Origin of the sequence: Streptomyces typhae (assembly GCF_009755605.1) — a bacterium.
Classification (GTDB): domain Bacteria; phylum Actinomycetota; class Actinomycetes; order Streptomycetales; family Streptomycetaceae; genus Streptomyces; species Streptomyces typhae.
Window position 1 is genome coordinate 132,414 of sequence record NZ_WPNZ01000002.1, and the last position, 24,389, is coordinate 156,802.

The window sequence follows — 24,389 nt, forward strand, 5'->3', positions numbered from 1 at the left end:
GGCCGGGAAGGGGCCGGTCCGGGGCCGGGAAGGGGCAGGTCCGGGGGCGCCGCGTGAGCGACGCCCACCCGCACCCACCAGCACACCCACCCCCCGCCCCTCAGGCGAATCGTCACTTCGCCACACATACGCGTGAAGGGCGCGGCCGACGAGCCACGCCGTCGCGGCGGAAAACTAACGTCGCCGACGGAGGTGACCCCAGATGACAGCCCCTGTGGCCGAGCCATCGATCCCCGCGCCCCCGGCCCGGGGCCCCGCTCCCGGCCCGGAGCCCGCCGCTCCCCCGGCCATCACCGCCGACGGCACCTACGCGGCCCGGCTCGCGCAGCGCGACGGCTGCTGGTTCCCCGAGCGCTGGACCCTGGACTCCGCCGAGCCGTACGCGGTGCCGCTGCCCGCGCACCAGCCCGAGGAGCCCGGGACCCGGGTCCTCCCGATGGCCGACGGCCGGGTGCTCGTGCACCGCCGGGCGGCGGGGCGGCATCTGTTCTCGCTGGTCTACCCGACCGGGCCGGGCACCGGTGAACTGCCGCTCGGCGGCGTCGAGTTCGCTCAGGACGCGGGGGACGAGCTGTCCCTGCTGCCGCCCGCGCCGCACGGCGCCTACGCCTACGCCCTGGCGGCGGGGGCGCGCTCCACGTCCGTGTGGCTGGTGGCGGGCGGCTCGTTCGGGCCCGAGCACCTCGCGGAGATCCCCGGGCGCTGCACCGGCGGCGTCTGGCTGGACCGCGCCAACCGCATGCTGGCGCTCGACCGCGATCTCGACGGCCGCACCAAGACCGTGGCGGTGGACCTGGAGCGGGGCGGCGAGGTGACGCCGCTGCTCCAGATCGCCGCCGACAGCGACGACCGGCTGCTGCTGGCCGACGCCGACAGCGGCCTGGTCCTCGTCCGCTCCGACGCCCCCGGCGAGACCCGGCTCGGCTGGGGGGTCCTCGGCAGTACACGGCCCGTGCGCTTCCCCGCGTGTCTGCGGCTCCCCGGGCGCGAGGTGACACCGTTCGCGATCCAGCCGGGGCGGACGCTGCTGCCGGAGAGCTGCGCGGTCGCCCTGCGCGTGGACGACGGCTCGGGCGCCTCGGCTCCCTGGCTGTACGGCTGGCGGCCCACCGAGCGCCGCGTCCATCAACTGGCCGCCCCCGACGGGTGGTTCGCCGGGTCCGGGCGCTGCACGCCGCAAGGTGTACTCGAGTTGCCGTACGTGACCGGGAGCGTGCCCTGCGGGATGGCCCGGGTCGAGGTTCCCGCCCCCGGGGGCGCGGGGCGCGACACGCCGGACGCAGCGGTCGCGGGGAGCACCGCGGAGGCATCCGCCGAGGTGGTGGCGGCTGCCGGCACGGTGCGCGCGACGCGCCCCGTGCCCTTGCAGCAGGCACCCCTCGGCGGGCGCGGCACGGGCGGTTAGACTCGCCCGGCTGTACGAACGATCTTTGCTACGGGGTGAGTTTGTGATGACCGAGAATGTGGCCGCCGAGCCGCGCGAACCGGGTGTGAGGGACCCCCGGGAAGGCCTCGCCTTCTCCGGGAGTGCGAACTGCACCGGGGGCGGGCGGCACCGGGGTCCGGTGGCGGAGCACGACGAGGAGGCGGCCCCACGGGGGCGTCACCGCCGCCAGCAGGACCAGGGCTGAACCGCTTCTTCTCCCCGCCCGTCCACCCCTTCTCCGGGGTGGGCGGGCGGAGTTCTTCGCTGAGGGGACGATTCAGCCCGTCCCGCGCCGCAGGCCGAGTAGCTCCGCCGCCGCGAACGTCTCCCCTCGTGGCCGCCCCGCGAAGTACGGCGACATCGCCTCGTCGAGGTCCCGGAAGTCGAAGAGCCCGGCCGGGGCGTCGAACTGGACGGCCACGCGGGGCCGTTCGACCACCGCCACCATCCCGCCGTGCACCACGAGCACCTGCCCGTTGACCCGTCGCGCCGCGGGCGAGGCCAGATAGCCGACCAGGGGCGCCACGTGCTCCGGCGCCAGCGGATCCAGCTCTCCCGGCGCGGGCTCGGCGAAGCCGGCGAACACGTCGGACGTCATCCGGGTGCGGGCCCGCGGGCAGATCGCGTTGGCCGTGACGCCGTACTTGGCGAGCGCCAGGGCGGTGGAGGTGGTGAGGCCCACGATCCCGCCCTTGGCCGCCGCGTAGTTGGGCTGCCCGGCGGACCCGGCGAGGAACGCCTCCGACGAGGTGTTCACGATCCTGCCGTACACCGGGCCGCCCGCTTCCTTGGAGCGTGCGCGCCAGTGGGCGGACGCGAAGCGGATGGTGTTGAAATGGCCCTTGAGGTGGACGCGGACCACCGAGTCCCACTCGTCCTCCGACATCGAGAAGACCATGCGGTCCCGCAGGATGCCCGCGTTGTTGACGAGGACGTCCAGCTTTCCGTACGTCTCGACGGCGAACCCGACGAGTCCGCGTGCCTGCTCGTGGTCGGCCACGTCACCGGTGTGCGCGACGGCCTTGCCGCCCGCCTCACGGATCTCGGCGGCGACCTCCTCGGCGGGCCCAGCCGACGCCTGGCCCGAGCCGTCGCGGCCGGCCTGGCCGAAGTCGTTGACGACCACGCTCGCGCCGAGCCGGGCGAGTTCGAGCGCCTCGGCCCGGCCGAGGCCGCGGCCCGCTCCGGTGACGACGGCGGCCAGCCCGTCGAGAGGCAGGGGCAGGGGCAAGGGCAGGGGCAGGGGCTCCGACGGTGACGGTGACATGCGGGGCGTGCTCCTCTCGGGTCAGAGTCCGGATCAGCGTGTGGATCAGAGTCCGGATCAGCGTGTGGATCAGAGTTCTATGCAGGTGCGCAGGGCGGTACCGGACCGCATCTGCTCCAGGGCCTCGTTGACCTCGGTGAGCCGCACCCGGTGGGTGATCATCCCCTCCAGGTCGATCCGCCCCGCCCGCCACAGCGCGATGGCCCGCTCGTACGACCTGAGCACGTCCCCGCCCCCGTACAGCGACGGCAGGATGCGCTTCTCGTCGAAGAACAGCTCGAACATGGTGAACTGCACCTGGTCGTCCATGGCGCCCGCGCCGACGACGCACAGCGTGCCGCCGCGCCGTGTCGTCTCGTACGCCGTGCGCGCGGTCGACGACTTGCCGACGACCTCGAAGACGTAGTCGAAGCCCTCGTCGGCCGTCACGGTGCGGCGGGCGTCGGCCAGTTCGTCGGGGGCGACGGCCCGGGTGGCGCCGAACTTCAGGGCGGCCTCGCGCCGGGAGGCGACCGGGTCGACGGCGACGATCTCCGCGGCGCCCTTGACCCGCGCGCCCTGGATCGCCGCGATCCCGACGCCGCCGCAGCCGATGACGGCGACCGAGGAACCCGCGGCGACATCGGCGGTGTTGATCGCGGCGCCGAGTCCGGTGGTCACGCCGCAGCCGATCAGCGCAGCGATGTCGAAGGGCACGTCGTCCGGTATCGGTACGGCGCAGGAGGCGTCGACGACGACCTCCTCGGCGAAGGTGCCGGTGCCCGCGAAGCCGAAGACGTCCGCGCCGCCGTCGGTGCGGCGGAAGTTGGGGGTGCCCGCGTTCATGAAGCCGGCGAGGCACAGCTGGGTCTGGCCGCGCCTGCACGCGGGACACCGCCCGCACGCCGGGAGCCAGCACACCAGGACCCGGTCGCCCTCCTTGACGTGGGTGACGCCGTCACCGACGTCGAGGACCTCGCCCGCGCCCTCGTGGCCCGGCACGAAGGGGGCGGGCTGGGGCAGGACACCGTTCATCGCGGACACGTCGGAGTGGCAGAGGCCCGTGGCGCGGATGCGGATCCTGGCCCTGCCGGGGCCGAATCCCACCGCCTCCACGTCGTCGAGCACGTCGAGCTTGTCCTGGCCTGTCTCGTGCAGTAGGGCTGCGCGCATGACTGTGCGACTCCTTTCGTTCGGTCGAGTTCCACGACCGAGTCAGCCGAGTTCCACGACCAAGTCAGCCGAGTTCCACGACCGTGTCCGCGAGGACGGGCGCGTCGCCGCGCTCGACGGCCGTGACCACCACCTGGACCCGCCCCCGCGACTCCCACATGCCGACGCGCAGCGTCTCGCCGGGGAAGACGACGCCGGCGAACCGCGTGGTGTAGGCGCGCACCCGCGTCACGTCACCGCCGAGGACGGTGTCGACGACGGCCTTGAGCGTCATGCCGTACGTGCACAGGCCGTGCAGGATCGGCCGGTCGAAGCCGCCGAGCTTCGCGAACTCGGGGTCGGCGTGCAGCGGGTTCCAGTCGCCGGAGAGGCGGTACAGCAGGGCCTGGTCGGGGCGTACGGGGCGTTCCACTGTCCGGTCGAAGGGACGTTGCGGCACGTCGAGGCGGGCGGAGGGGCCGCGTTCGCCGCCGAAGCCGCCCTCGCCGCGCGCGAAGATCTGGGCGTCGCTGGTCCACAGCGGCCCGTCGTCGTCGACCGCCTGTGAGCGCAGCACGATGACGGCGGCCTTGCCCTTGTCGTACACGGCCGCGACCTTCGAGGTGGTGGCCGCGCCGCCCGCGGCCGGGATCGGGCGGTGCAGCTCGATGCGCTGGCCGCCGTGCAGGACGGCGGCCAGGTTCACGTCGATGCCGGGCGCGGCGAGGCCGCCCATCATGCCCATGCCCGCGCCCGCGACGGTGGCGAAGCTGGGCAGGACGTGCAGCCGGGACTCCAGCGTGTAGCGCAGTTCGTCGGGGTCGGTGGCGGGGCTCGGCAGATCGGGGTTGGCACCGGCGCCGAGGCCCAGGTGGTAGAGCTGGACGTCCTTGTGATCCCAGGCGATCCTGGCGCTGCGGGGTTCGGCGGCCAGGGCCTTCGCGGCATCGATGGGCATGGGGTGGCGGCTCCTCGCGGGCTGCGGATCGCTGGTCGGGGGCTGCGGATCGCGGTTTGAGGGCTGCGGATCGCGGGTCGGGGGCTGCGGGGTGAGGGCTGCGGGTTGTGGGCCGGGGGCGCGGGGGCGGCGAGACCTCGGTGCGTCCGTCCGCACCGTCGGCCGCACCGAGGTCGTCCGGCGGCGGCCCGGCGTCCGTTCCGGCACATCCCCTCGTACGTTCTAGAACGCGTTCTAGGCCGATGGCCCATGTATAGCCCAGCGCTCCACGCTTGGGAAGGGTGCTGACGTCGCGTCAGATCCGGTCGGGTCCTGCCGCCCCGTCGCCCCGCCGCCCCGCCGCCTCCGGCGGTGACATGTGTACCGGCGGGTTCGGTACGGACCGCCCTGCCGCGCGGCGGCCCGGCTCCGTACCGTCTACGGGGCAGGGGGAACCGCGTACCGCGCGGGGAAGACCCGCACCGGGCCGCGGGGGACGCGGGCCCACCGGAACGGAGAGCGAGACATGTCCTGGAAGAACGGGGTCACCTGCCGCCCGCACGGCCTGCGCACCCGTCGGGCCGCCCGGCGGGAGCGGCAGGCCGACTGGCGTGAGCCGGCGCCGGGGCGGGCGGGCGAGGCGGACGCCGGTACACGGCCGGGGCCGCCCAACGGCTTCGCGCTGCTGCCCTGGCTGCTCATGGGCCTCGGCGCGCTTTCGCACCTGCTCCAGGGCGAAGCGGCGAACCCGTGGATCGGCGGCATCGGCCTGCTCGCCTTCAACTCCCTCTACATCGGTGTGGCCTTCCGCGCCTTCGACAAGCGGGCGCGCGAGTCGCGCGCGACGACGGCCGCCCTGCTCGCCATGGGCGCGCTCACCGTCGGCCTCGCGGCCGCGTACGGCGGCAGCTGGCTGATGTACTTCCCGCTGTTCGGCCTGGCCGTGGGCGCGGTCGTCCGGGGGCGCGGGCTCGGCCCCGTGGGCCTCGGCCTGAGCGCGCTGGCGGGCGCCGTCGCCGGGTTCAAGGAGGGCTGGGACGGCATCAACATCGCGTACGGCACGTTCCTGTCCACGATGGTGACGGCCGCGATCCTGTCCCTCTCGGAGGCGGTGCGGGACCTGCGCGCCGCCCGCGAGGAGCTGGCCCGGCGCGCGGTGGCCGAGGAGCGGCTGCGCTTCTCCCGGGACCTGCACGACCTTCTCGGCCACACCCTCTCGCTGATCGTCGTGAAGTCGGAGGCCGCGCGGCGGCTCGCGCCGCGGAACATGGACGCGGCGCTCACCCAGATCTCCGACATCGAGTCCGTCGGGCGCCAGGCCCTCACCGAGATCCGCGAGGCCGTCACGGGCTACCGAAACGGGACGCTCGCCACCGAGCTCGACCGGGTCTCGGACCTGCTCGACGCGGCCGGTGCGGCGGTGACCGTCCGGCAGTCAGGGCCGCCGCTCGACCCGCGGTCGGAGGCGCTGCTCGGCTGGGTGGTGCGGGAGGCGGCCACCAACGTCGTCCGGCACGCGCGGGCCTCCCGGTGCGACATCGAGGTCACCGGCACCGCCGAACAGACCCGTCTGCTGATCACGGACGACGGTCGCGGCGTAGGCTCGACCACGCCCGGCAGCGGGCTGAAGGGCCTGGCCGAGCGCCTCGCGGCGGCGGGCGGCTCGCTCACCTCGGGGCCCGGGCCGCGCGGGGGCTTCCGGGTCGCGGCCGTGCTGCCGGTCACCGACACCACCGCACCCCGGCCCGCGCGGGCGGGGGCCGGAACCGCAGGGCCCGCGCGGGCGGGCGCCCGGGAGGAGCACAGCCCATGATCAGAGTCCTGCTCGCCGAGGACCAGGGCATGATGCGCGGCGCGCTCGCGCTGCTGCTCGGCATGGAGGAGGACATCGAGGTCGTCGCGCAGGTCGGGGCGGGTGACCAGATCGTGCACAGCGCGCTGACCGCACGTCCCGACGTGGCGCTGCTCGACATCGAGCTGCCGGGCCGCAGCGGTCTGGAGGCGGCGGCCGACCTGCGCGAGGAGTGCCCCGAGTGCCGGGTCCTCATTCTCACCACCTTCGGCAGGCCCGGGTATCTGCGGCGCGCGATGGAGGCCGGTGCGGCGGGGTTTCTCGTCAAGGACGGGCCCGTGGAGGAGCTCGCCGAGGCGATCCGTGCCGTGCTGCGCGGGGAGACCGTGGTCGATCCCGCGCTCGCCGCGGCGGCGCTCGGGGCGGGGCCCAATCCACTCACCGGCCGGGAGTCCGATGTGCTCGCGGCGGCCGTCGACGGGGCGACGGTCGCCGACATCGCGGCGAAGCTGCACCTGTCCGAGTCGACCGTGCGGAACTATCTCTCCGCCGCCATCGGCAAGACGGGGACGCGGAACCGGATCGAGGCCGTGCGGGAGGCTCGCCGCCAGGGCTGGCTGTGAGCCTTGTGCGGGGTTCGCCGCCAGCTCTGGCTGTGAGCCTCGTGCCGGGTTCGTCGCCCTGCGGGCTCGTCCTCAAACGCCGGACGGGCTGAACAACCACCCACAGCGGCGCTTGTCGCCCCGCGGGCTCGTCCTCAAACGCCGGACGGGCTGAGAACCACCCGCCGCAGCGCAAAAAAGCCCCCAGCAGCGCATCGCTCGAACAGCTCACCCTCAAGCGCCAGACGGGCTGAAAACCACCCGCCGCAGCGCAAAAAGGCCCCCAGCAGCGCATCGCCTGAACGGCTCGTCCTCAAGCGCCGGACGGGCTTTCAGCTCGATCGGCGCGCGGCATGCCTACGAGCACTACCGCCACCGCCCCCGTCAGGAACACCGCGCCCCACAGGAACGCCTGGGCGTAGCCCTCGGCGAGGGCTCGGGTGGACTCGTGGCCGCCGGTGCGGGAGGCGGCGATCGTGGACAGGACGGCGAGGCCCAGGGAACCGCCCATGGTGCGGGAGGTGTTGACGAGACCGGCAACGAGACCCGCGTCGCCGGGATCCGCGCCGCTGGTGGCGAGGGAGGCGAGGGGAGTGTTGGCGAGTCCGGCGCCGAGCATCATCAGGATGCCGGGCAGCATGATCGAGGTGACGTACGCGCCGCCCGCGTCGAGGACCCGCCACTGCCACACGAACCCGGCGGCGCCGACGAGGACGCCGAGGACCGTGACGCTGCGCGCCCCCATGACCCGCATGAGGCGGGGGGCGACCTTGGAGCCGACGACCACGCTGACGGAGCTGGGGATCAGGGCGAGCCCGGCCTCCAGGGGGCTGTAGCCGAGGACGTTCTGCGCGTACAGGGTCATGAAGAACCACATGGCGAACATGCCCATGCCGCAGACGAACATGGTGGCGTTGGCCGCCGACACCGACCGCACGCGGAACAGGCCGAGCGGCATCAGCGGCGCCTTGGCGCGGGCCTCCACGGCGAGGAAGGCGCCGATCAGGGCGAGTCCGGCGGCGAGCGGCACCAGGGTCGCGGCGGCCGTCCAGCCCACCGACTCCGTCTGCACGATGCCGTACGCGAGGGTGGCGATGCCGCCGGTCACGAGGACGGCGCCGGGCAGGTCGAGGCGGCGCGCCCCCGAGGCGCGGCTCTCGGCGATCCAGCGCAGCGCGGCACCGAGGACGAGGACGCCGACGGGGACGTTGACGAGCAGCACCCAGCGCCAGTTGAGGCCGTCGGTGAGCAGGCCTCCGACGAGGCCGCCCGCGGCACCGCCGCCCGCCCCCACCGCGGACCAGGTGGCGATGGCCCGCACCCGCGCGGCGCCCTCGGGCACGGCGGACGTGAGGATCGTCAGAGTCGACGGCGCGAGCACGGCCGCGCCGAGGCCCTGTACCGCGCGGGCCAGGAGGAGTTGCCAGCCCTCCTGCGCGAGCCCCCCGGCGAGCGAGGCCAGCGTGAACAGGCCGAGGCCCACCAGGAACATCCGCTTCCGGCCGAACAGGTCCCCCGCCCTGCCGCCGAGCAGCATGAACCCGGCGAAGGCGATCGAGTACGCGTTGACGACCCACTGCAGGCCCGTGGCGCTCAGCCCGAGGTCGGTGCGCATCGACGGCAGGGCCACGTTCACGACGGACACGTCGAGGACGACGAGGAACTGCCCGGCGCAGGCGACGGCCACGACGAGCCACGTCGGCGGGGCGGAGCGACCGGATATCCGGGAGGTGGGGGTGTCGGCGGGGGTCTGCAGCATGGACTCCATGCTGACAGCAGGAACATGCCCCGTACATCGGAAAAAGGCGGCAGAGTCCTGGGGCGGAAGGACTAGGTCCGGGGCCTCGGCGGCCGGGTCAACGGAGAGTCAAGATTTCCTCCAGTTCGTCATGCGTCGGAATAGTCGCCCGGGGATACAGGTTCATGCTGCATGTACCAGCGGGACCCCGCCGCCGCACGCCCGCGGCCCCCGCGCCCCACCTTCGCCCCGGAGGCCGCACACCCATGTCCCAAGCGACGACCCACCCTCTTGAGGACGCAGAGGACGCAGCGGAAGCCGCGGAAGCCGCGGACCCCGCAGCACGCGGCACCCGCGGCGTCGTCCCCGTCCTCGCCTTCGCGGGCATCGTCGTCGCCGTCATGCAGACACTGCTCGTCCCCGTCATCAAGGACCTGCCGGCCCTGCTCGGCACCGCGCCCTCCAACGCCACCTGGGTCATGACGTCGACGCTGCTCGCGGGCGCCGTCTCCACCCCGATCATGGGCCGCCTCGGCGATCTCTTCGGCAAGCGGAAGATGCTGCTCACCAGCCTCGCCGTGATGGTCGTCGGCTCCCTGGTGTGCGCGTTCACCGACGATCTGCTCGTGATGATCGTGGGCCGCGCGCTCCAGGGCTTCGCGATGGGCGCGATACCCCTCGGCATCGGCCTGATGCGGGACGAGCTGCCGCGCGAGAAGCTCGGCTCCGCGATGGCCCTGATGAGCTCGTCCATCGGCGTGGGCGGCGGGCTCGCGCTCCCGGCCGCCGCGCTCGTCGCGCAGCACACCGACTGGCACGCGCTGTTCTTCGGCGCCGCGGGCCTCGGCGTGCTCGCGATGGCGCTCATCGTCTTCCTGGTGCCGGAGAGCCCGCTGCGCGCCCAGGGCACCTTCGACGTGCTCGGCGCCCTCGGCCTGTCCGCCGGACTCGTCCTGTTCCTGCTGCCCATCACCAAGGGCAGCGACTGGGGCTGGGGCTCGGGCCTGACCCTCGGCCTCTTCGCCGCGTCCGCCGTGGTCCTTCTCCTGTGGGGCGTCCTCGAACTGCGCCTGAAGGCACCGCTCGTGGACCTGCGCACCACCGCCCGCCGCGAGGTGCTGCTCACCAACCTGGCCTCGATCATGGTCGGCGTCGCCTTCTACGCCATCTCGCTCGTCCTGCCGCAGCTCCTGCAGCTGCCCACGTCCACCGGTTACGGCCTCGGCCAGTCCATGGTGGTCGCGGGCCTGTGCGTGGCGCCGCTCGGCCTGACGATGATGTTCACCGCGCCGGTGTACGCGCGCCTCTCGGCGACGTACGGGCCCAAGATCACCCTGATCCTCGGTCTGCTGATCATCGCGATCGGCTACGGGGCGGGCCTCGGCCTGATGAGCGCCGCCTGGCAGACCATCGTCATCGCGGTGATCGTGGGCGCGGGCATCGGCCTCGCGTACTCCTCGCTGCCCGCCCTGATCATCGGCGCCGTCGACCCCTCCGAGACGGGCGCGGCCAACGGCCTGAACACCCTGATGCGGTCCATCGGTACGTCGGTGTCGAGCGCCGTCATCGGCATGGTCCTCGCCAACACCGCGCACCACGTGGGCACCGTCGACGTGCCGACGATGTCGGGCTTCCGCATCTCCTTCCTCATCGCCACCGGCGCGGTCGCGCTCGGCCTGCTGCTCGCCCTGTTCCTGCCGGGCCGCGGCCGGGCCGTGGCGGAGCAGAAGCCGCAGCTGCGGGCCAGCAGCGAGGAGGACGCCCACCTGGAGGCGGCCGAGCGGGCGCTCAGCGGTTTCCGGGGCCGGGTGCTCGGCCCCTCGGGGACGCCGGTCGAGCGGGCCAAGGTCACGCTGATCGACCACCGCGGCCGCCAGGCGGGCGCGGCGCTCACCGACGGCGAGGGACGGTACGCCCTCGCCGTCCCGGCGGGCGGTGCCTATGTACTCGCCGCGACGGCCGCGGGGCACGCACCGCACGCGACATCGGCGACGCACCGGGGCGAGGGGTCTCCGGTGGAGGTGGACCTGGCCCTGGCGGGCCCCAGCGAGGTACTGGCCTGAGGCCTTCAACCGCCCCGGGAGGGGCGCGGGGAACGGCGCGGCCGGCCACGAAACAGCCGCAGACGCGGCCGCGGGGCCCTCGGCAGACGCGTCTGCGGCTTGACGCTGGTTGCTCGCGCAGTTCCCCGCGCCCCTTATGGGCCGAAGGCCACCGCACCCCCCGTCACCCCCATGACGGGGGGTGTGGTGCACCATGGGGCGCCCGCGCGACACGCGCGGGCGCCCGCCGCCCCGAGGAGGAGCCCATGGCCCCCGCAGAACCCGGTCCCGACGTCCTCGACGCCTTCGAGGCCGCCAAGGGCTTCATGCCGTTGAAGGAAGGACTCGCCCTGTACGCGGCGGCGGCCGGGGCGGCGGCGCTCGGGCTGCCGCTCCTGGAGGTCGGCACGTACTGCGGACGCTCCACGGTCCTGCTCGCGGACGCGGCGCGCGCGGCGGGAGTGAGCGTGATCACGGTCGACCACCACCGGGGCAGCGAGGAGCAGCAGCCCGGCTGGGACTACCACGACCCGGCGACGGTGGACCCGGACCTCGGCCTCATGGACACGCTGCCGACGTTCCGCAGGACCCTGCACCGCGCCGGTCTGGAGGACCACGTCATCGCGGTCGTGGGCCGGTCCCCACAGGTCGCCGCCCTGTGGAACACCCCGCTCGGCCTGGTCTTCATCGACGGCGGGCACACGGACGAGCACGCGGGCGCGGACTACGAGGGGTGGGCGCCGCACGTCGCGGAGGGCGGGCTGCTCGTCATCCACGACGTGTTCCCCGCCCCGGTGGACGAGTGGACCGGGCAGGCCCCGTACCGGATCTACCTCCGCGCCCTGGAGTCCGGCGCGTTCACGGAGGTCTCGGCCACGGACTCGCTGCGCGTCCTGCGCCGAACCGGTGTGGCCGCCGGGCGGCGCGGATAGGCTCGCTCCCGTGTCGTACGTAGGTCCGGACAGTCAGCCCCCACGCCCGCCCCGCCGCTTCCCCGGCGGCCGCCCGCTCGTGCTCGCCCTCGCCGTCCTGGTGCCGGGCTCCCTCGCGGGCTATCTCCTCTGGAACCCGGCAGGCGACTCCGACGGCGGCAAGCCGACCGGAGCGCTGCCCTCCGCCGGCCGCTCCGAGCAGGGCTCCGCGTCGAAGCCGGGCGGGGCGGACCCGAAGGGGTCCGCCGAGCCGACCAGCCCCTCGCAATCCTCCACGTCACCCAGATCCTCCGCCGAGCCCTCCGGACCGTCGAAGTCCTCCGGACCGGACGGCGGCACCGAGCCGTCCGGCCGGCCCGACGCGGGCCGCCCCGCCCCGTCCGGGCCCCTCAAGGGCAAGGTCGTCGTGATCGACCCGGGCCACAACCCGGGCAACTTCCAGCACACCGCCGAGATCAACCGCCAGGTGGACATCGGGACGAACTCCAAGGAGTGCGACACCACAGGCACCTCCACCAACAGGGGTTACACGGAAGCCCGGTTCACCCTGGACCTGGCCCACCGGCTGCGCGACGAGCTGCTCCGGCAGGGCGCCACCGTCCGCCTCACGCACGACGCGGACCGGCCCTGGGGACCGTGCGTGGACGAGCGCGCCCGCATCGGCAACGACGCCCGCGCCGACGCCGTGGTCTCGCTGCACGCGGACGGCTCCGCCGTCGGCAACCGCGGCTTCCACGTCATCCTGCCCGCGAGGGTGCGGGGCGGCGGAGCGGACACCACGGCCGTCGTCGCGCCGTCCCGGGACCTCGGCGAGCGCATCGCGGGCCGGTTCCTCAGCGCCACCGGGAGCGCCCCTTCCAACTACGTCGGCGACGGCACGGGCCTGGACACCCGAAGCGATCTCGGCGGCCTCAACCTGTCCAAGGTGCCCAAGGTGTTCATCGAGTGCGGCAACATGCGCGACCCGAAGGACGAGGCACTCCTCACCGACGGCGGCTGGCGCCGGAAGGCGTCCCTCGGCATCGCGGACGGCATCTCGGACTTCCTGCGCAGCTAGGCGGCTTCAGGCACATGTCGCGGTATCACCCCATGTCGTGACGTGTTCGACGCCGTCTCGTCACGGGACGGCAACCGCGAGATCTTCACTGAGTGACGATCTTTATCCCGAGCAGACATCCCGGCTGACCGAGCGATAGTGTCGCCCCTACGATGAGGGGCCACCCCCGCGCTTCGCGCACCGCGACCATGGCGACAGCGACAGCGACGCCTCTAACGACGAGACGACTGACGAAGGACCTGAAGTGAATTTCCGCTCCCTCACTCGAGGCGACGGCGTGGTGATCGGAGCAGCGGTGTTGCTCTTCATCGCCTCGTTCCTCGACACCTTTGACGGCGGTGGCGACGATGTGCCGACCGCCTGGGACAACGGCAACCTGCTGATGAGCGTGTACCTCGCCGGCATCATCGGCGCGGTGCTCATCGTCGTCAGCCGTGCCATGGGCTCCCAGCGCAAGGTCGCTGGCCTGGACCTCGGCACCTTCGGCATCGGTCTCACCTTCGCCGCCGCCTGGAGCTCGCTCGGCGCGATCTTCGACACCGGCCAGTCCTACGACCAGATCTTCAAGATCATCAGCAGCAGGTTCGGGGGCGAGAGCGGCAGCGCCGACAGCCCCGACGCGGGCACCGGCCTCATCCTCGGCCTGATCGGCGCCCTGGTCCTGGTGGCCGCCGCGATCGCCACGCAGATCGTCCCCGCCCTCAAGGCCCCCCTCATGGGCGCCGCCCGCCCGGCCGCTCCGCAGCCCTACGGCGGTCAGCCGCAGGGCGGCTACGGCTACCCGGGCGCGCAGGGCGGCCAGCCCGGTCAGCCCTACGGTGCGCAGCCGCCCGCGGCCGCGCAGCCGTACGGCGGCCAGCCGCAGGGTGGCGGTCAGACGCCGCCGCCCGCGCAGTCGCAGCCTGCGGCCGCCGCTGCGGCCGGTGACTTCTCGCCGTTCTGGTTCGCCGTCCCGGTCCCGCGTCCGCTCTACCCCGAGGACGGCTCGCCGACCCCGATCGCGGAACTGGCGCCCGGCACCTGGTACCTGGCCGTGGAACAGCGCGGCCAGAGCCTCGTGGCCCAGACCCAGGACGGCCGCCGCGGCGTCCTTCAGGACACCACGGGGATCCAGCGCGGCTGAGCCGACACGGCACCGTCGTCAGACGCGGCCCCTCGCCCTTCCGGGCGGGGGGCCGTTGCCGTACAGTCCTGCGGCGACGGCACTCAGTTGACGCAACGTCAGTTCCCTTGTCCCGTACCGAGGAGGGCACATGCGGCTCGGTCTCGCGCTCGGCTACTGGGGGCGTGGCCCCGACCCGGGGCAGCTCGTGCTCGTGCGGGAGGCGGAGCGGCTCGGGTACGACTCGGTGTGGACGGCCGAGGCCTGGGGGTCGGACGCGTTCACGCCGTTGACCTGGATCGCCGCGCACACCTCGCGGATCAGGCTCGGTACCGCCGTCGCGCAGATGGCGGCCCGCTCCCCCACCGCCACCGCCATGCACGCCCTCACCCTCGACCACCTCTCCGGCGGCCGGGTGCTGCTCGGGCTCGGGCTCTCGGGGCCGCAGGTGGTGGAGGGCTGGTACGGCAGGCCGTTCCCGAAGTCGCCGCTGACCGCGACGCGGGAGTACGTCGACGTCGTACGGCAGGTGCTGGCGCGGCGGGGGCCCGTCACCCTCGACGGGCGGTTCCACCCGCTGCCGTACGGGGGCGGCGACGGCACCGGGCTCGGCAAGCCGCTGAAGTCCCTCACGCACCCGCTGCGCACCCGGCTGCCCGTCCTCCTCGGCGCCGAGGGCCCCAGGAACATAGCGCAGACCACTCGGATCGCGGACGGCTGGCTCCCCCTGTACTGGTCGCCCACCCGCACGGACGCCTACGAGGCGGCGCTCGGCGCGGGCAGCGGCCTGCGGCCCGGGTTCATGGTCGCACCCCTGGTGCGGGCCACCGTCTGCGCCGACGTGGCCGAGGGGCTGCTCCCCGTCAAGGGAATGCTCGGCTTCTACGTCGGCGGCATGGGCCACTCCGGCCGCAACTTCCACGCCGATCTGATGGGGCGGATGGGGTACGAGGAGGAGGCGCGGCGCGTCCAGGAGCTGTTCCTGGCCGGGCGGCGCGAGGAGGCCGTGCTCGCCGTGCCGGACGCGTTCGCCGACGAGATCTCCCTCGTGGGGCCGCGCGAGCGGATCGCCGAGCGGCTCGACGCGTGGCGCAAGGGGCCGGTGACGGATCTGCTCGTCCTCGCGCGCGATCCGGAGACGCTCCGGGTGCTGGCCGAGCTGAACACGTAGCGCGTGAGCGCTCGGCGCCCGCTCAGCGGAAGATCGCCACCGCGTCCAGCGTCAGCTCCCCCGCCGTCCGGTTCCACGTGCGCACCTTGCCCAGGCAGCGGGCCTGGAACTCCCCGCTGAAGTAGTCGTCCTCGTGCAGGAACTCCGCGCGGATGCCGTCCGCCGCGCAGCTGATCCGCACCTGCGCGGGCGGATCGCCGTCGCCGTACCGGGCCCGGAGGACGACCGCGTCGCCGCCGACACGGCGGGCCGTGAAGCGGCCGGTCACGGAGACGAACTCCGACATGACGGCGCTCAGCGGTATCCGCTCGTCCTCGCCGTGGCGCAGCGCGTCGGCGAGGGAGCGGTTCGGCACGAGGTGGCCGGTGGTGAGGTCGACGTGCACGACGGCGTCCTCGCGCCGCATCGTGTCCAGGAGCAGGCCGATGACGGTGATGGGGGTGTTCTGCTGGACGTAGACGGTGAAGCGCTCCTTCGTCACGTCACGGCGGGCCTTGGCGCCCGCGGCCCCGGTGAACCTGGCCCAGAGACCGTACCCGGACGTCACATTGGTGCGGTCGGCCACCTCCTGCTCCAGGGCCGCGGAGAACCCGCCGGTCTGGTAGAGGTCCATCACCCGCTGTTCGTGCAGGTAGAAGCACATACCGTGGAAGGTGCGGCGGCGCCGCGAAGCGCTCCGCCGGCCCGTCCGCCCGAAGGCCCAGCGCGCCACGGCGTACCGCACGAGGACCGCCACGCACACCGCCGTCACCAGCCAGACCGTCAGCCACGGCCACCACACGTCCCACCACTTGCCGTCAACGACAGCCACGTATCTCCTTGAACGCCTGGGAGAGGGAAGAGGAGTTGGCGTCCACCATCCGGCCGCCGGTCGCGTCGGCGGCGCGGCGCAGCGCCTTCGCGTCGGCCTCGCCGAAGTGGACGGGGAAGGTCGGCACCGCCCGCGCGGCGGACCCGATGCGGGCGTGCCGGCGGGTGAACTCCCCGTACGACAGGCCCGCGTTGCTCTCGCCGTCCGTCATCAGGACGATCGACAGGGGACGGTCCGGGTGCTCGCGCAGCGCGCCGGACGCGCTCGTGTAGCCGTGGCCGAGCGCGGACCAGACGGCCGTGTCGTCCCCGAACTCCCCCTCGGCGACGAAGGACTGGAGTGCTTCCAGGTCCTTGTCGCCGCGTACGGTCACCGTGCGCTCGTCGAGGACGCGGCCCGCGAACCGCACCACGGTGAGCTTCTCGCCCCGGTAGAAGCGGGCGAACTTGCCCGCCGCGGACGGGTCCGCGCCGCTGAGGTCGGCGAACGCGGCCCGCAGCGCGGCCATCCGGGGCCCGCGCATCGACGTCGAGAAGTCGAGCAGGAACACGACGTGGTCGCCGGTGCTGCGGCCCGGGGTGCCGTAGTCGTCCATGAGGCGCCGCACGACCTCCGGCCGGTCCGGGTACGACAGGGCGTTGCCGATGTCCTCGCGCAGTTCGACGGGGCGCGGCACGTCCTGGGTCGCGGGCCGCCGCCAGGTCCGCCGCACCAGTTCACGCTGCGTCTCGTCGCGGTGCAGCCAGTCGACGACCTCGCGGTACGCCCGGGACTCCCCGGTGTTCAGGAGCAGCAGCGGGAAGTCGGACAGGACCATGCCGTCCTCGGGGTGGACGATCTCCAGGGGCCGTCGCAGCTTCCGGGACGCGTTCAGGGTGAGCAGTTCCGACTCGTGCGCGATGAGGGCGTCGGCGTCGTCCTGACGGCGCACATAGGTGTCGATCAGCTCGCGGGAGCTGGCGCCGGTGAGGGTCTGGCCGGAGCGGAAGCCGCGCAGCCGGTCGCAGGACACGTCCTGGGTGCGCAGTGCCCTGCCGGTGCCCGCGGCGGCCGTGGCGACGCCCACGAGCGCGGCGCGCCCGGTGTCGCTGCGCCGCGGGTCGGCCATGCCGAAGCGCAGGGACCCCGCGGCGGCGGCGTCCGCGATGTCCGCCCAGCTCAGACGCTTCCCGGGCGCGCCGCCGCGGAGCCGGTCCGCGGCGGCCCCGGTCAGACCGACGACCACCGGGGACCGCATGACCGCCGTGGACTCGGGCCTGGCCACGGGCTTGCCGGACGCGCCGAGCCGCAGCAGGTACGAGCGGTCGGTGGCGGGCCAGGCGAAGTCGTAGCCGTCGAGGGACCCGGACAGGTCGGGGGTGGCCTTGTAGTCGAGATCGAGATCGATGCCGGTGTCGTCCCTCAGGTCGTCGAGGAGCGGCTCCATGTCGACGAGTTCGGGGCTGGCGAGGACCCGCAGGGTGCGCGGTTCGGAGTCCTCCGTGCAGCCGCTGAGCACGGCGGCGACCAGCAGCAGGCCGAGGGCGAGCGCAGGCTGCCGCAGGCGCGTGGTCACCTGGGACCCTCCTGGCCGGGCGGCGGGCAGCTGCCGACGTGGTTGATGATCCGCTCCAGGGCGTCCAGGTCGGGGGCGTCCACCTTCGTCTGGTCGGGGTTGGGCGTCGGCACCTGCACCTCGTGTTCCCGCAGATAGGCGTTGAGCTGCTCGCTGGTGCCGTCCTCGCCGGAGAAGCGGACCCGGAAGCCGAGTTCGATGGCGCGCCGGCGCAGGTCGTCGTCGGTCTCCATCAGGTCGGTGAGCCGGTCGCCGTCGTCGTCGAGGGAGATCAGCTCGGGTTCGGTGAGGGCGTGCGGGGACGGGTAGAGCAGGACGCGGCTGCTGTCCTGCTCGCCGCGCTTCTCCTGGTGGTCCACCTGGTGCTTCAGGAACTGGTGCTCGTAGATGAGGGAGACCGGCGCGATGGCCTCGCCCTCGTCGGAGAAGTAGCTGTCGGCCTGCTCGTCGGCGGCCATGCCCTGGAGGTTGATCAGCGGCTTGACCTCGGTGGCGACATCGAGGACCGGGTCGCCCGTGATCCGTCTGACGGGCCGGTTGCGGCTTTCCGTGCCGGGCGCCTGATTGCCGTTCTGCACGAAGGCGAGGATGCTCAGGTACGTGCCCGCGGCGTTGGACTCGCAGACGCTGGAGGTGCGGACGAGGACGCGGCCGGCGTTGCTGCGCCGGGAGTGGGCGGTGAAGTCGATGCCGTTCCAGGTCTTCTCGTCCCTGATCAGCTGCATGAACTTCCGCATGTCGAGGTCGTAGTACAGCGTCTCGGCGCCGCCCGGAGCCCGCTGCGGCCGGGCCACACCCGCCGCGACCAGCGTGCGCGCGTAGTCCCTGAAGGTGCCGAGCACCAGCGGGGTGACGAACGGGCGGGCCGTCTTCGGCGTCCGCTGCTGCCGCTTCTTGATCAGCGTCGCGGCGGGCTGGCCGGAGGGGAACACCACGTCCATGTCGCGCAGCGACTGGGTGGCGATGCCGCGCGAGCCGAGGCGGTGGATGTCGACGCGTATCCCGTGCTTCAGGAGCAGCCGCCGGACCTCGGGGTCCTTGAAGTAGTCGGACTTGGAGGCCATCTTGCCGTCGACGGTGGCGATGCGGTCGAAGGGGCGCAGGGCGTTGCCCGAGACCAGCAGGGCGAGCAGGCCCGCGAGGGCAAGGGGCATCGCGGCGACGACGTGCAGCGGGTGGCGGGGGCGGCTCCTGGCGGGGCGGCGCGTGGTCAGGCGGGGCTCTTCGGTGGGCGGTCTCGGGTGGTCGGACACCGGGCTCTCCTGCCTGTGACGGGGGCAGGATCCTCGGCGACGACGGCGACTTCACTCCCGAGGAGCCACTAACTCCAGGTGAACAGCGGGTAAATGACGGCGCGTCAGGGGTGCGGGCGGCGGCCCGGGGTCAGCCCTTCGTCAGCTCCCCCGCCGACGGCACCCGGTTCTCCACCTCGGCCCCGGCGTCCTTGCCCGCGCCCTTCACCTTGTTGATCATGTCGTCGAAGGACTTCACCACGGAGTCCGTGCCCTCGCCCTTGCGGAGCTTGCCGGGCAGGTCCTTCAGCGCGTCGATGCCGCTGGTCAGGGGTGCCACCGCCTTGGCGAGCGCGGGGTCCCCCTCGGCGTTGCGCAGGGCGGCCTTCAGCCGGTTGTAGGTGAACGCGCCCGCGAGGCCCGCCTTGACCAGGGCGAACTTGCGACCGTCAGCGCCGGACTTGAACTTGCCGTCGCGGTAGGGCTTCACGATCCACTGGTACGTCGCCCCGGCGGCGAGCCCCGCGTTGGCGACGAACCGCGTCTTCGCGAACTTCTGCCGGTCCGCCGAACCGGTGCCCGTCGGTGTCGCCCCGCTCCCTTCCTTGTCGCTGTCACCTCCGCAGGCCGTCGTGCCCGTCAGGAGGGCGCAGCACAGCAGCAGCGGGACGAGGACGCGGCGGACGGCGGCGGACGGAGCGACGAGCGACATGGTGGCCTCCCGGAGGGAACGACGGCGGTTCTCCCCGCAGCAGCCTCACCCCGCCCCCGGCGCACCGCCACCCGGGCGCGCCCGTACGGGTTTCAAGGACGCACACGTACGGGTTTCAAGGGCGCCCAGCCCGGTACCCGGTTGTCATGTCTCCCCGAACACGAGGCACCAACAGTTATGGAGCGGCGCGGGCCATCGTCCTCGTCGCGGACGTCATGGCCGTCATCCTCGTCCTGTGGATCCTGATGGACCTCCTGGACGCCAACCGCGGCAATGACCTGGTGCAGTTCGTGCACGACGTGGCCCGCTGGCTCGCGGGCTGGTCGCACGACCTGTTCACGTTCGACGAGCGGTGGGCGCGGGTCCTGTGCGGTTACGGACTCGCCGCGGTCGTGTACGTCGCCGTGGGCCACTTCGTCGCGGGGCGCCTGCGGCACTGAGCGCACGCCCGTGGCGCCGGGCGGCCACCCCAGGCAACGGGGGCGGCCGCTCCCGCGGCACCGGACCGGCAGGTCAGGCGCAGCAGCCCGGGTCGAGCCCGACCGGCAGCGCCTCGCCCGAGAACACCGCGCAGGTGGCCTCGTCGCCGCCGAGCGCGGCCACCGCGAGCAGCAGGGAACCCGCCGTCCACGTGGTGAGTTCGACCGGCCAGATCGCCGCGTCCTCGAAGACGTAGCCCGTCCAGTACAGGCCCGACTCCGTGTCCCGCAGGTGCTGGATGGACCTGAGGACGTCGAGGGCACGGTCGGACTCGCCGAGCACCCACAGGGCGAGGGCGAGTTCGGCGCTCTCGCCGCCGGTCACCCACGGGTTGGGGTCGACGCAGCGCACGCCGAGGCCGGGGACCACGAAGCGGTCCCAGCCCTCCTCGATGCGGGCCTTGGCCTCGGCGCCGGTGAGGGCGCCGCCGAGGACCGGGTAGTACCAGTCCATCGAGTAGCGGTTCTTGTCGAGGAAGCGCTCGGGGTGGCGGCGGACGGCGTGGGCGAGGGCGCCCGTGGCCAGCTCCCAGTCCGGCTGCGGGTCGTCGCGCAGCTCCGCGAGGGCGAGGGCGCAGCGCAGCGCCTGGTGGACGGAGGAGGAGCCGGTGAGGAGCGCGTCCGTGACGGCGGTGCCGTCGGGCTCGCGCTTCCAGCCGATCTGCCCGCCGGGCTGCTGGAGGGCCAGGACGAACTCCACGGCCGCCACGACCACCGGCCACATGCGGTCGACGAACGCCTCGTCGCCGGTGCTCAGATAGTGGTGCCAGACGCCGACGGCCACGTACGCGCAGAAGTTGGTCTCGCGGCCGTCGTCGCTGACGGCGTCCGCGTCGCCGTCGGCGTAGGCCGCGTACCAGGAGCCGTCCGCGTTCTGGTGCCGGGCGAGCCACTCGTAGGCGCGGGCCGCCGCCGCGTGCTCGCCGGCCGCGTCCAGGGCCATGGCGGCCTCGGTGTGGTCCCACGGGTCGAGGTGGTGGCCGCGGAACCAGGGGATGGCGCCGTCCTCGCGCTGGACGGCGAGGATGCCGCGTACCGTCGCCAGCGCCTGATCGGCCGTCAGCACTCCGGGCAGGACCAGGCGTTCGGTGCGCTCGGGGCTCGTCACGCCCCGGCCTTCGCGTCGGCGGCCTTCTCGTCGGCGGCCTCGTCGGTGCCCGCGGCCGGGGCGGTCGCGCGGGGCAGGTGCGGCTTCGTCGCGTACGCCACGAAGCTCTTGCCGATGAGCGGGTTCAGTGCCTGCTCGGCGACCTTCGTCGCGAGCGGCTTCTTCATGATGTCCCAGACCAGGAGCTTGTGGTACGCCCGCACCGGCAGCGCCTTGTCGTTGTCCACGCCGAACGCGCACTTGAGCCACCAGTACGGGGAGTGCAGGGCGTGCGCGTGGTGGGTGCCGTACGGCTTGAGGCCCGCCTCACGCATCCTGGCGAGGAGTTCGTCCGCCTTGTAGATGCGGATGTGGCCGCCCTCGACCTCGTGGTACGCGTCGCTGAGCGCCCAGCACACCTTCTCCGGGCCGTAGCGCGGCACGGTCACCGCTATCCGGCCGCCGGGCTTGAGGACCCGCACCATCTCCGCGAGCACGCCCTTGTCGTCGGGGATGTGCTCCATCACCTCGGAGATGATCACGACGTCGAAGGACTCGTCGGGGAAGGGCAGGTTGAGGGCGTCTCCCTCCATCGCGGTGGCCGTCGCGCCCGCGGGCGCCTCACCGGCCTCCTTCATCGCCGCGAACCACTTGGCGACCTCGCGGATCTCCTCGCCGTTCTGGTCGAGGGCGACCACCCGGGCACCGCGCCGGTAGCACTCGAAGGCGTGCCGCCCGGCCCCGCAGCCCAGATCGAGGACACGGTCCCCGGGCGCCAGTGGGAAGCGGGTGAAGTCGACGGTCAGCACGGGGTCCTGCTTCCTTCGGGCGTGGGCGCCATGGCGGGGGTCCGGGGGGTGGGGTGCCCGGGGCCGTCGGGCGCGGGGGCGGGTTCTTCCTGAGCGGCGGAGCGGCCGGAGCCCGCGGCGGCTCCCGGGGTGACGGCGCGACGGCTCCCGGTGGCCGCCCCGCGGGCGATCGCCTCGCGGTAGCGCTCCACCGTGCCCTGCGCGGCGCGGGCCCAGGTGAACTTCGCGAGGACCCGCTCCCGGCCCGCCGCGCCGAGGCGGGCCCGCAGCGCGGAGTCGCCGAGGAGCCGGTTCAGGCCCGCGGCCAGGGCCTGGGCGTCGCCGGGCGGTACGGCGATGCAGGTCTCGCCGTCGGTGCCCGCGACCTCCGGGATGGCGCCGCCGGTCGTGGCGAGCAGCGGGGTGCCCGTCGCCATCGCCTCGGCGGCGGGCAGCGAGAACCCCTCGTACAGGGACGGCACACAGGCGATCTGCGCGGAGCGGACCAGGTCGACGAGTTCCTCGTCGGTGATGCCCTTGACGAACTCGACGGCGCCGTCGAGGCCGTACCGCTCGATGGCGGCGGCGACCGGGCCGTCCTCGGCGCGCTTGCCGACGACGACGAGGTGCGCGGCCGGGTTCTCGGTACGGACCTTCGCGAGGGCCTCGACGAGGTGGATCAGACCCTTCAGCGGGACGTCCGCGCTCGACGTCGTCACGATCCGCCCCGGCACCTCGGCGACCGCCGGGTCCGGCGAGAAGAGGTCGGTGTCGGCGCCGATGTGCACGACGTCGATGCGGTCCGGGCGTACGCCGAGGTGGTCGACGATCTCCTGACGCGACGTGCCGGAGACCGTGACGACCGAGGGCAGGCGGCGCGCGACCCGCTTCTGCATCCGCGTGAACGCGTACCACCTGCGGACGGAGGCGCGGCGCTTCCAGTCGGGGGCGGCGTCGAGCTCCAGGCGGCGGTCGACGGTGATGGGGTGGTGGATGGTGGTCACCAGCGGGGCGCCCAGGTCGCCGAGGAGGCCGTAGCCGAGGGTCTGGTTGTCGTGCACGACGTCGAAGTCGCCGCGCCGCGCGCGCAGGTGGCGGCGGGCGCGGAGGCTGAACGTGACGGGCTCGGGGAAGCCGCCGGTCCACATCGTCGCCACTTCGAGGGCGTCGATCCAGTCGCGGTACTCGTCGCGCCTCGGGGTGCGGAAGGGGTCCGGGGAGCGGTAGAGGTCCAGGCTCGGCAGCTCGGTGAGGCCGAGGCCCGCGAGGTCCTCGCCCTCGTCGAGCACGGGGTAGGGCTGCGCGCCGATGACCTCGACGCGGTGGCCGAGCCGGACCAGCTCGCGCGAGAGGTGGCGTACGTAGACGCCCTGGCCGCCGCAGAACGGATTCCCCTTGTACGTGAGGAGTGCGATGCGCAGCGGAGCGCCGCCGTCGGCGGCCGCTTCGGCAGGTACTTGCGGCGACGCGCCCGGCACTTGCGGCGACGCGCCCGGTACCTGCGGCGGCGCGCCCGGTACTCGCGGCGACGTGCCCGGCACCGGCCCCGGAAGGGGACCCGCCTCCATGGCCTCAGCGGTCACTCTCGGCCCCCTTCTGCCTTCAGTTGTCCGCGAGATTACGCCGGGACGGTAATGTAGAACAAGTTTCAGACTTGTTCCCGTCATGATCACCCTTGATCGCGGGACCCGCTCGAATCTACCGGCAGGTAGCCGGGCGGGAAGGCCCGGATCAGGTGATTCGCGCCACGGCGGCCGTGCTGCCATGCTGTGCGGTCCCGCACGGCGGGCCCGTACGGTGAGTGGGGCCCGGTGGGGCGACAGGACTGACGGGGCGAACGGGACCGACGGGGCGACGGAACTATGACAGCTGACGCGAGAACGGCCGGAGCGGGCGCGGCACATCCGGCCTCGCCGCCCCTCACCGAACGTCAGGAGGCCCGGCGCCGCCGCATCCTGCACGCGAGCGCGCAACTGGCCGGCCGCGGCGGGTTCGACGCCGTCCAGATGCGGGAGGTCGCCGAGGCCGCGGGCGTGGCCCTCGGCACGCTCTACCGCTACTTCCCCTCGAAGGTGCATCTGCTCGTCGCGACGATGCAGGACCAGCTCCAGCACATGCACACCACCCTGCGCAAGCGGCCCCCGGCCGGGGAGGCTCCCGCCGAACGGGTGGCCGAGACGCTGATGCGGGCCTTCCGGGCGCTCCAGCGCGAGCCGCACCTCGCGGACGCGATGGTGCGCGCCCTGACGTTCGCCGACCGGTCGGTGAGCCCCGAGGTGGACACCGTCTCGCGGCTCACCACCGCGATCATCCTGGACGCCATGGGCCTGGACGGCCGGCCGACGCCCGCACAGCTCTCCGCCGTGCGGGTCATCGAGCACACCTGGCACTCCGCGCTGATCACCTGGCTGTCCGGGCGCGCCTCGATCGCCCAGGTCAAGATCGACATCGAGACGGTGTGCCGGCTGATCGACCTGACGGCGGCGGCGGAGGCGGAGACGCCGTAGGGGGCGTCGTGGCGGGCGCGG

Annotated in this window: 21 protein-coding genes; 10 read left to right on the top strand and 11 right to left on the bottom strand. The window is 73.4% G+C overall.

Translation table 11 applies throughout. The features are described from left to right. The first annotated feature begins 202 nt into the window (after positions 1-202). Complete coding sequence (locus GPA10_RS04575; protein ID WP_157164346.1) at positions 203-1,405, top strand: hypothetical protein; 1,203 nt, start codon at positions 203-205, stop codon at positions 1,403-1,405. Between the two features lie 298 nt (positions 1,406-1,703). Here GPA10_RS04575 and GPA10_RS04580 read toward each other — a convergent pair whose 3' ends face one another. From GPA10_RS04580 to GPA10_RS04590, 3 genes are all read right to left on the bottom strand, one after another. Further along, positions 1,704-2,657, bottom strand: a complete 954-nt coding sequence (locus GPA10_RS04580; RefSeq protein ID WP_157164606.1) for a 3-oxoacyl-ACP reductase — start codon at positions 2,655-2,657, stop codon at positions 1,704-1,706. Positions 2,658-2,762: 105 nt separating this feature from the next. Next, the gene (locus GPA10_RS04585) at positions 2,763-3,845 is read right to left on the bottom strand and encodes a Zn-dependent alcohol dehydrogenase (protein ID WP_157164347.1); all 1,083 of its coding nucleotides are present in this window, start codon (positions 3,843-3,845) and stop codon (positions 2,763-2,765) included. A gap of 64 nt (positions 3,846-3,909) precedes the next feature. Next, positions 3,910-4,782: a MaoC/PaaZ C-terminal domain-containing protein gene (locus GPA10_RS04590; RefSeq protein ID WP_157164348.1), complete on the bottom strand. Its 873-nt coding sequence runs from the start codon at positions 4,780-4,782 to the stop codon at positions 3,910-3,912. A 505-nt stretch (positions 4,783-5,287) separates the two neighbouring features. Between GPA10_RS04590 and GPA10_RS04595 the strand changes: the two genes are divergently transcribed. Both GPA10_RS04595 and GPA10_RS04600 read left to right on the top strand, forming a co-directional pair. Next, complete coding sequence (locus GPA10_RS04595) at positions 5,288-6,574, top strand: sensor histidine kinase (RefSeq protein ID WP_157164349.1); 1,287 nt, start codon at positions 5,288-5,290, stop codon at positions 6,572-6,574. Then, a complete protein-coding gene (locus GPA10_RS04600; protein ID WP_058845805.1) occupies positions 6,571-7,176 on the top strand; it encodes a response regulator transcription factor in 606 nt (201 codons plus the stop codon). Before GPA10_RS04595 ends, GPA10_RS04600 begins: the two co-directional genes overlap by 4 nt. Positions 7,177-7,468: 292 nt before the next feature. Here GPA10_RS04600 and GPA10_RS04605 read toward each other — a convergent pair whose 3' ends face one another. Beyond that, positions 7,469-8,914 (bottom strand): MFS transporter, encoded by a 1,446-nt coding sequence (locus tag GPA10_RS04605; RefSeq protein ID WP_157164350.1) that lies wholly within the window; start codon positions 8,912-8,914, stop codon positions 7,469-7,471. A gap of 245 nt (positions 8,915-9,159) precedes the next feature. Here GPA10_RS04605 and GPA10_RS04610 point away from each other — a divergent pair, with 245 nt between their 5' ends. From GPA10_RS04610 to GPA10_RS04630, 5 genes are all read left to right on the top strand, one after another. Next, entirely contained in the window at positions 9,160-10,956 is a 1,797-nt protein-coding gene (locus GPA10_RS04610; RefSeq protein WP_157164351.1) for an MFS transporter, read from the top strand. Positions 10,957-11,201: 245 nt separating this feature from the next. Next, a complete protein-coding gene (locus tag GPA10_RS04615; RefSeq protein ID WP_157164352.1) occupies positions 11,202-11,867 on the top strand; it encodes a class I SAM-dependent methyltransferase in 666 nt (221 codons plus the stop codon). Positions 11,868-11,877: 10 nt separating this feature from the next. Then, the gene (locus GPA10_RS04620) at positions 11,878-12,924 is read left to right on the top strand and encodes an N-acetylmuramoyl-L-alanine amidase (protein WP_343040324.1); all 1,047 of its coding nucleotides are present in this window, start codon (positions 11,878-11,880) and stop codon (positions 12,922-12,924) included. Between the two features lie 244 nt (positions 12,925-13,168). Then, positions 13,169-14,047 carry a hypothetical protein gene (locus GPA10_RS04625; protein WP_343040326.1) on the top strand — a complete coding sequence of 293 codons (879 nt, stop codon included), beginning with the start codon at positions 13,169-13,171 and terminating at the stop codon, positions 14,045-14,047. 130 nt (positions 14,048-14,177) lie between these two features. Further along, entirely contained in the window at positions 14,178-15,197 is a 1,020-nt protein-coding gene (locus tag GPA10_RS04630) for an LLM class F420-dependent oxidoreductase (RefSeq protein WP_058845810.1), read from the top strand. 22 nt (positions 15,198-15,219) lie between these two features. Here GPA10_RS04630 and GPA10_RS04635 read toward each other — a convergent pair whose 3' ends face one another. The 4 genes from GPA10_RS04635 to GPA10_RS04650 all read right to left on the bottom strand — a co-directional run bounded on the left by GPA10_RS04635 (position 15,220) and on the right by GPA10_RS04650 (position 19,507). After that, entirely contained in the window at positions 15,220-16,008 is a 789-nt protein-coding gene (locus GPA10_RS04635; protein WP_157164353.1) for a hypothetical protein, read from the bottom strand. Then, complete coding sequence (locus GPA10_RS04640) at positions 15,995-17,563, bottom strand: vWA domain-containing protein (RefSeq protein WP_343040327.1); 1,569 nt, start codon at positions 17,561-17,563, stop codon at positions 15,995-15,997. The genes GPA10_RS04635 and GPA10_RS04640 overlap by 14 nt, the downstream gene beginning before the upstream one ends. Beyond that, on the bottom strand, positions 17,560-18,816 hold the full coding sequence (locus tag GPA10_RS04645; protein ID WP_157164354.1) for a hypothetical protein: 1,257 nt from the start codon (positions 18,814-18,816) through the stop codon (positions 17,560-17,562). Before GPA10_RS04645 ends, GPA10_RS04640 begins: the two co-directional genes overlap by 4 nt. A gap of 130 nt (positions 18,817-18,946) precedes the next feature. Beyond that, positions 18,947-19,507, bottom strand: a complete 561-nt coding sequence (locus GPA10_RS04650) for a hypothetical protein (RefSeq protein WP_157164355.1) — start codon at positions 19,505-19,507, stop codon at positions 18,947-18,949. 146 nt (positions 19,508-19,653) lie between these two features. On the opposite strand from GPA10_RS04650, the gene GPA10_RS04655 reads away from it, so the two are divergent. Beyond that, the gene (locus GPA10_RS04655; RefSeq protein ID WP_058845814.1) at positions 19,654-19,947 is read left to right on the top strand and encodes a hypothetical protein; all 294 of its coding nucleotides are present in this window, start codon (positions 19,654-19,656) and stop codon (positions 19,945-19,947) included. A 73-nt stretch (positions 19,948-20,020) separates the two neighbouring features. Here the strand turns inward: GPA10_RS04655 and GPA10_RS04660 are convergent, their stop codons facing one another. The 3 genes from GPA10_RS04660 to GPA10_RS04670 are packed head-to-tail and all read right to left on the bottom strand — an operon-like array spanning position 20,021 to position 23,444. Continuing rightward, the gene (locus tag GPA10_RS04660) at positions 20,021-21,094 is read right to left on the bottom strand and encodes a prenyltransferase/squalene oxidase repeat-containing protein (RefSeq protein WP_343040328.1); all 1,074 of its coding nucleotides are present in this window, start codon (positions 21,092-21,094) and stop codon (positions 20,021-20,023) included. Further along, positions 21,091-21,882, bottom strand: a complete 792-nt coding sequence (locus GPA10_RS04665; RefSeq protein ID WP_343040329.1) for a class I SAM-dependent methyltransferase — start codon at positions 21,880-21,882, stop codon at positions 21,091-21,093. Before GPA10_RS04665 ends, GPA10_RS04660 begins: the two co-directional genes overlap by 4 nt. Then, the gene (locus tag GPA10_RS04670) at positions 21,876-23,444 is read right to left on the bottom strand and encodes a glycosyltransferase family 4 protein (protein ID WP_425505664.1); all 1,569 of its coding nucleotides are present in this window, start codon (positions 23,442-23,444) and stop codon (positions 21,876-21,878) included. Before GPA10_RS04670 ends, GPA10_RS04665 begins: the two co-directional genes overlap by 7 nt. A gap of 279 nt (positions 23,445-23,723) precedes the next feature. Here GPA10_RS04670 and GPA10_RS04675 point away from each other — a divergent pair, with 279 nt between their 5' ends. After that, positions 23,724-24,368, top strand: coding sequence for a TetR family transcriptional regulator (locus GPA10_RS04675; protein ID WP_157164356.1), 645 nt, complete (start codon positions 23,724-23,726; stop codon positions 24,366-24,368). The last annotated feature ends 21 nt before the right edge of the window (positions 24,369-24,389 follow it).

Bases quoted from the DNA above. Each gene is read 5' to 3' on its own strand.
- GPA10_RS04575 (WP_157164346.1), top strand. From the start codon at position 203: ATGACAGCCCCTGTGGCCGAGCCATCGATCCCCGCGCCCCCGGCCCGG.
- GPA10_RS04675 (WP_157164356.1), top strand. From the start codon at position 23,724: ATGACAGCTGACGCGAGAACGGCCGGAGCGGGCGCGGCACATCCGGCC.
- GPA10_RS04655 (WP_058845814.1), top strand. From the start codon at position 19,654: ATGTCTCCCCGAACACGAGGCACCAACAGTTATGGAGCGGCGCGGGCC.
- GPA10_RS04590 (WP_157164348.1), bottom strand. From the start codon at position 4,782: ATGCCCATCGATGCCGCGAAGGCCCTGGCCGCCGAACCCCGCAGCGCC.
- GPA10_RS04615 (WP_157164352.1), top strand. From the start codon at position 11,202: ATGGCCCCCGCAGAACCCGGTCCCGACGTCCTCGACGCCTTCGAGGCC.
- GPA10_RS04600 (WP_058845805.1), top strand. From the start codon at position 6,571: ATGATCAGAGTCCTGCTCGCCGAGGACCAGGGCATGATGCGCGGCGCG.
- GPA10_RS04650 (WP_157164355.1), bottom strand. From the start codon at position 19,507: ATGTCGCTCGTCGCTCCGTCCGCCGCCGTCCGCCGCGTCCTCGTCCCG.
- GPA10_RS04605 (WP_157164350.1), bottom strand. From the start codon at position 8,914: ATGCTGCAGACCCCCGCCGACACCCCCACCTCCCGGATATCCGGTCGC.
- GPA10_RS04610 (WP_157164351.1), top strand. From the start codon at position 9,160: ATGTCCCAAGCGACGACCCACCCTCTTGAGGACGCAGAGGACGCAGCG.
- GPA10_RS04630 (WP_058845810.1), top strand. From the start codon at position 14,178: ATGCGGCTCGGTCTCGCGCTCGGCTACTGGGGGCGTGGCCCCGACCCG.
- GPA10_RS04585 (WP_157164347.1), bottom strand. From the start codon at position 3,845: ATGCGCGCAGCCCTACTGCACGAGACAGGCCAGGACAAGCTCGACGTG.
- GPA10_RS04595 (WP_157164349.1), top strand. From the start codon at position 5,288: ATGTCCTGGAAGAACGGGGTCACCTGCCGCCCGCACGGCCTGCGCACC.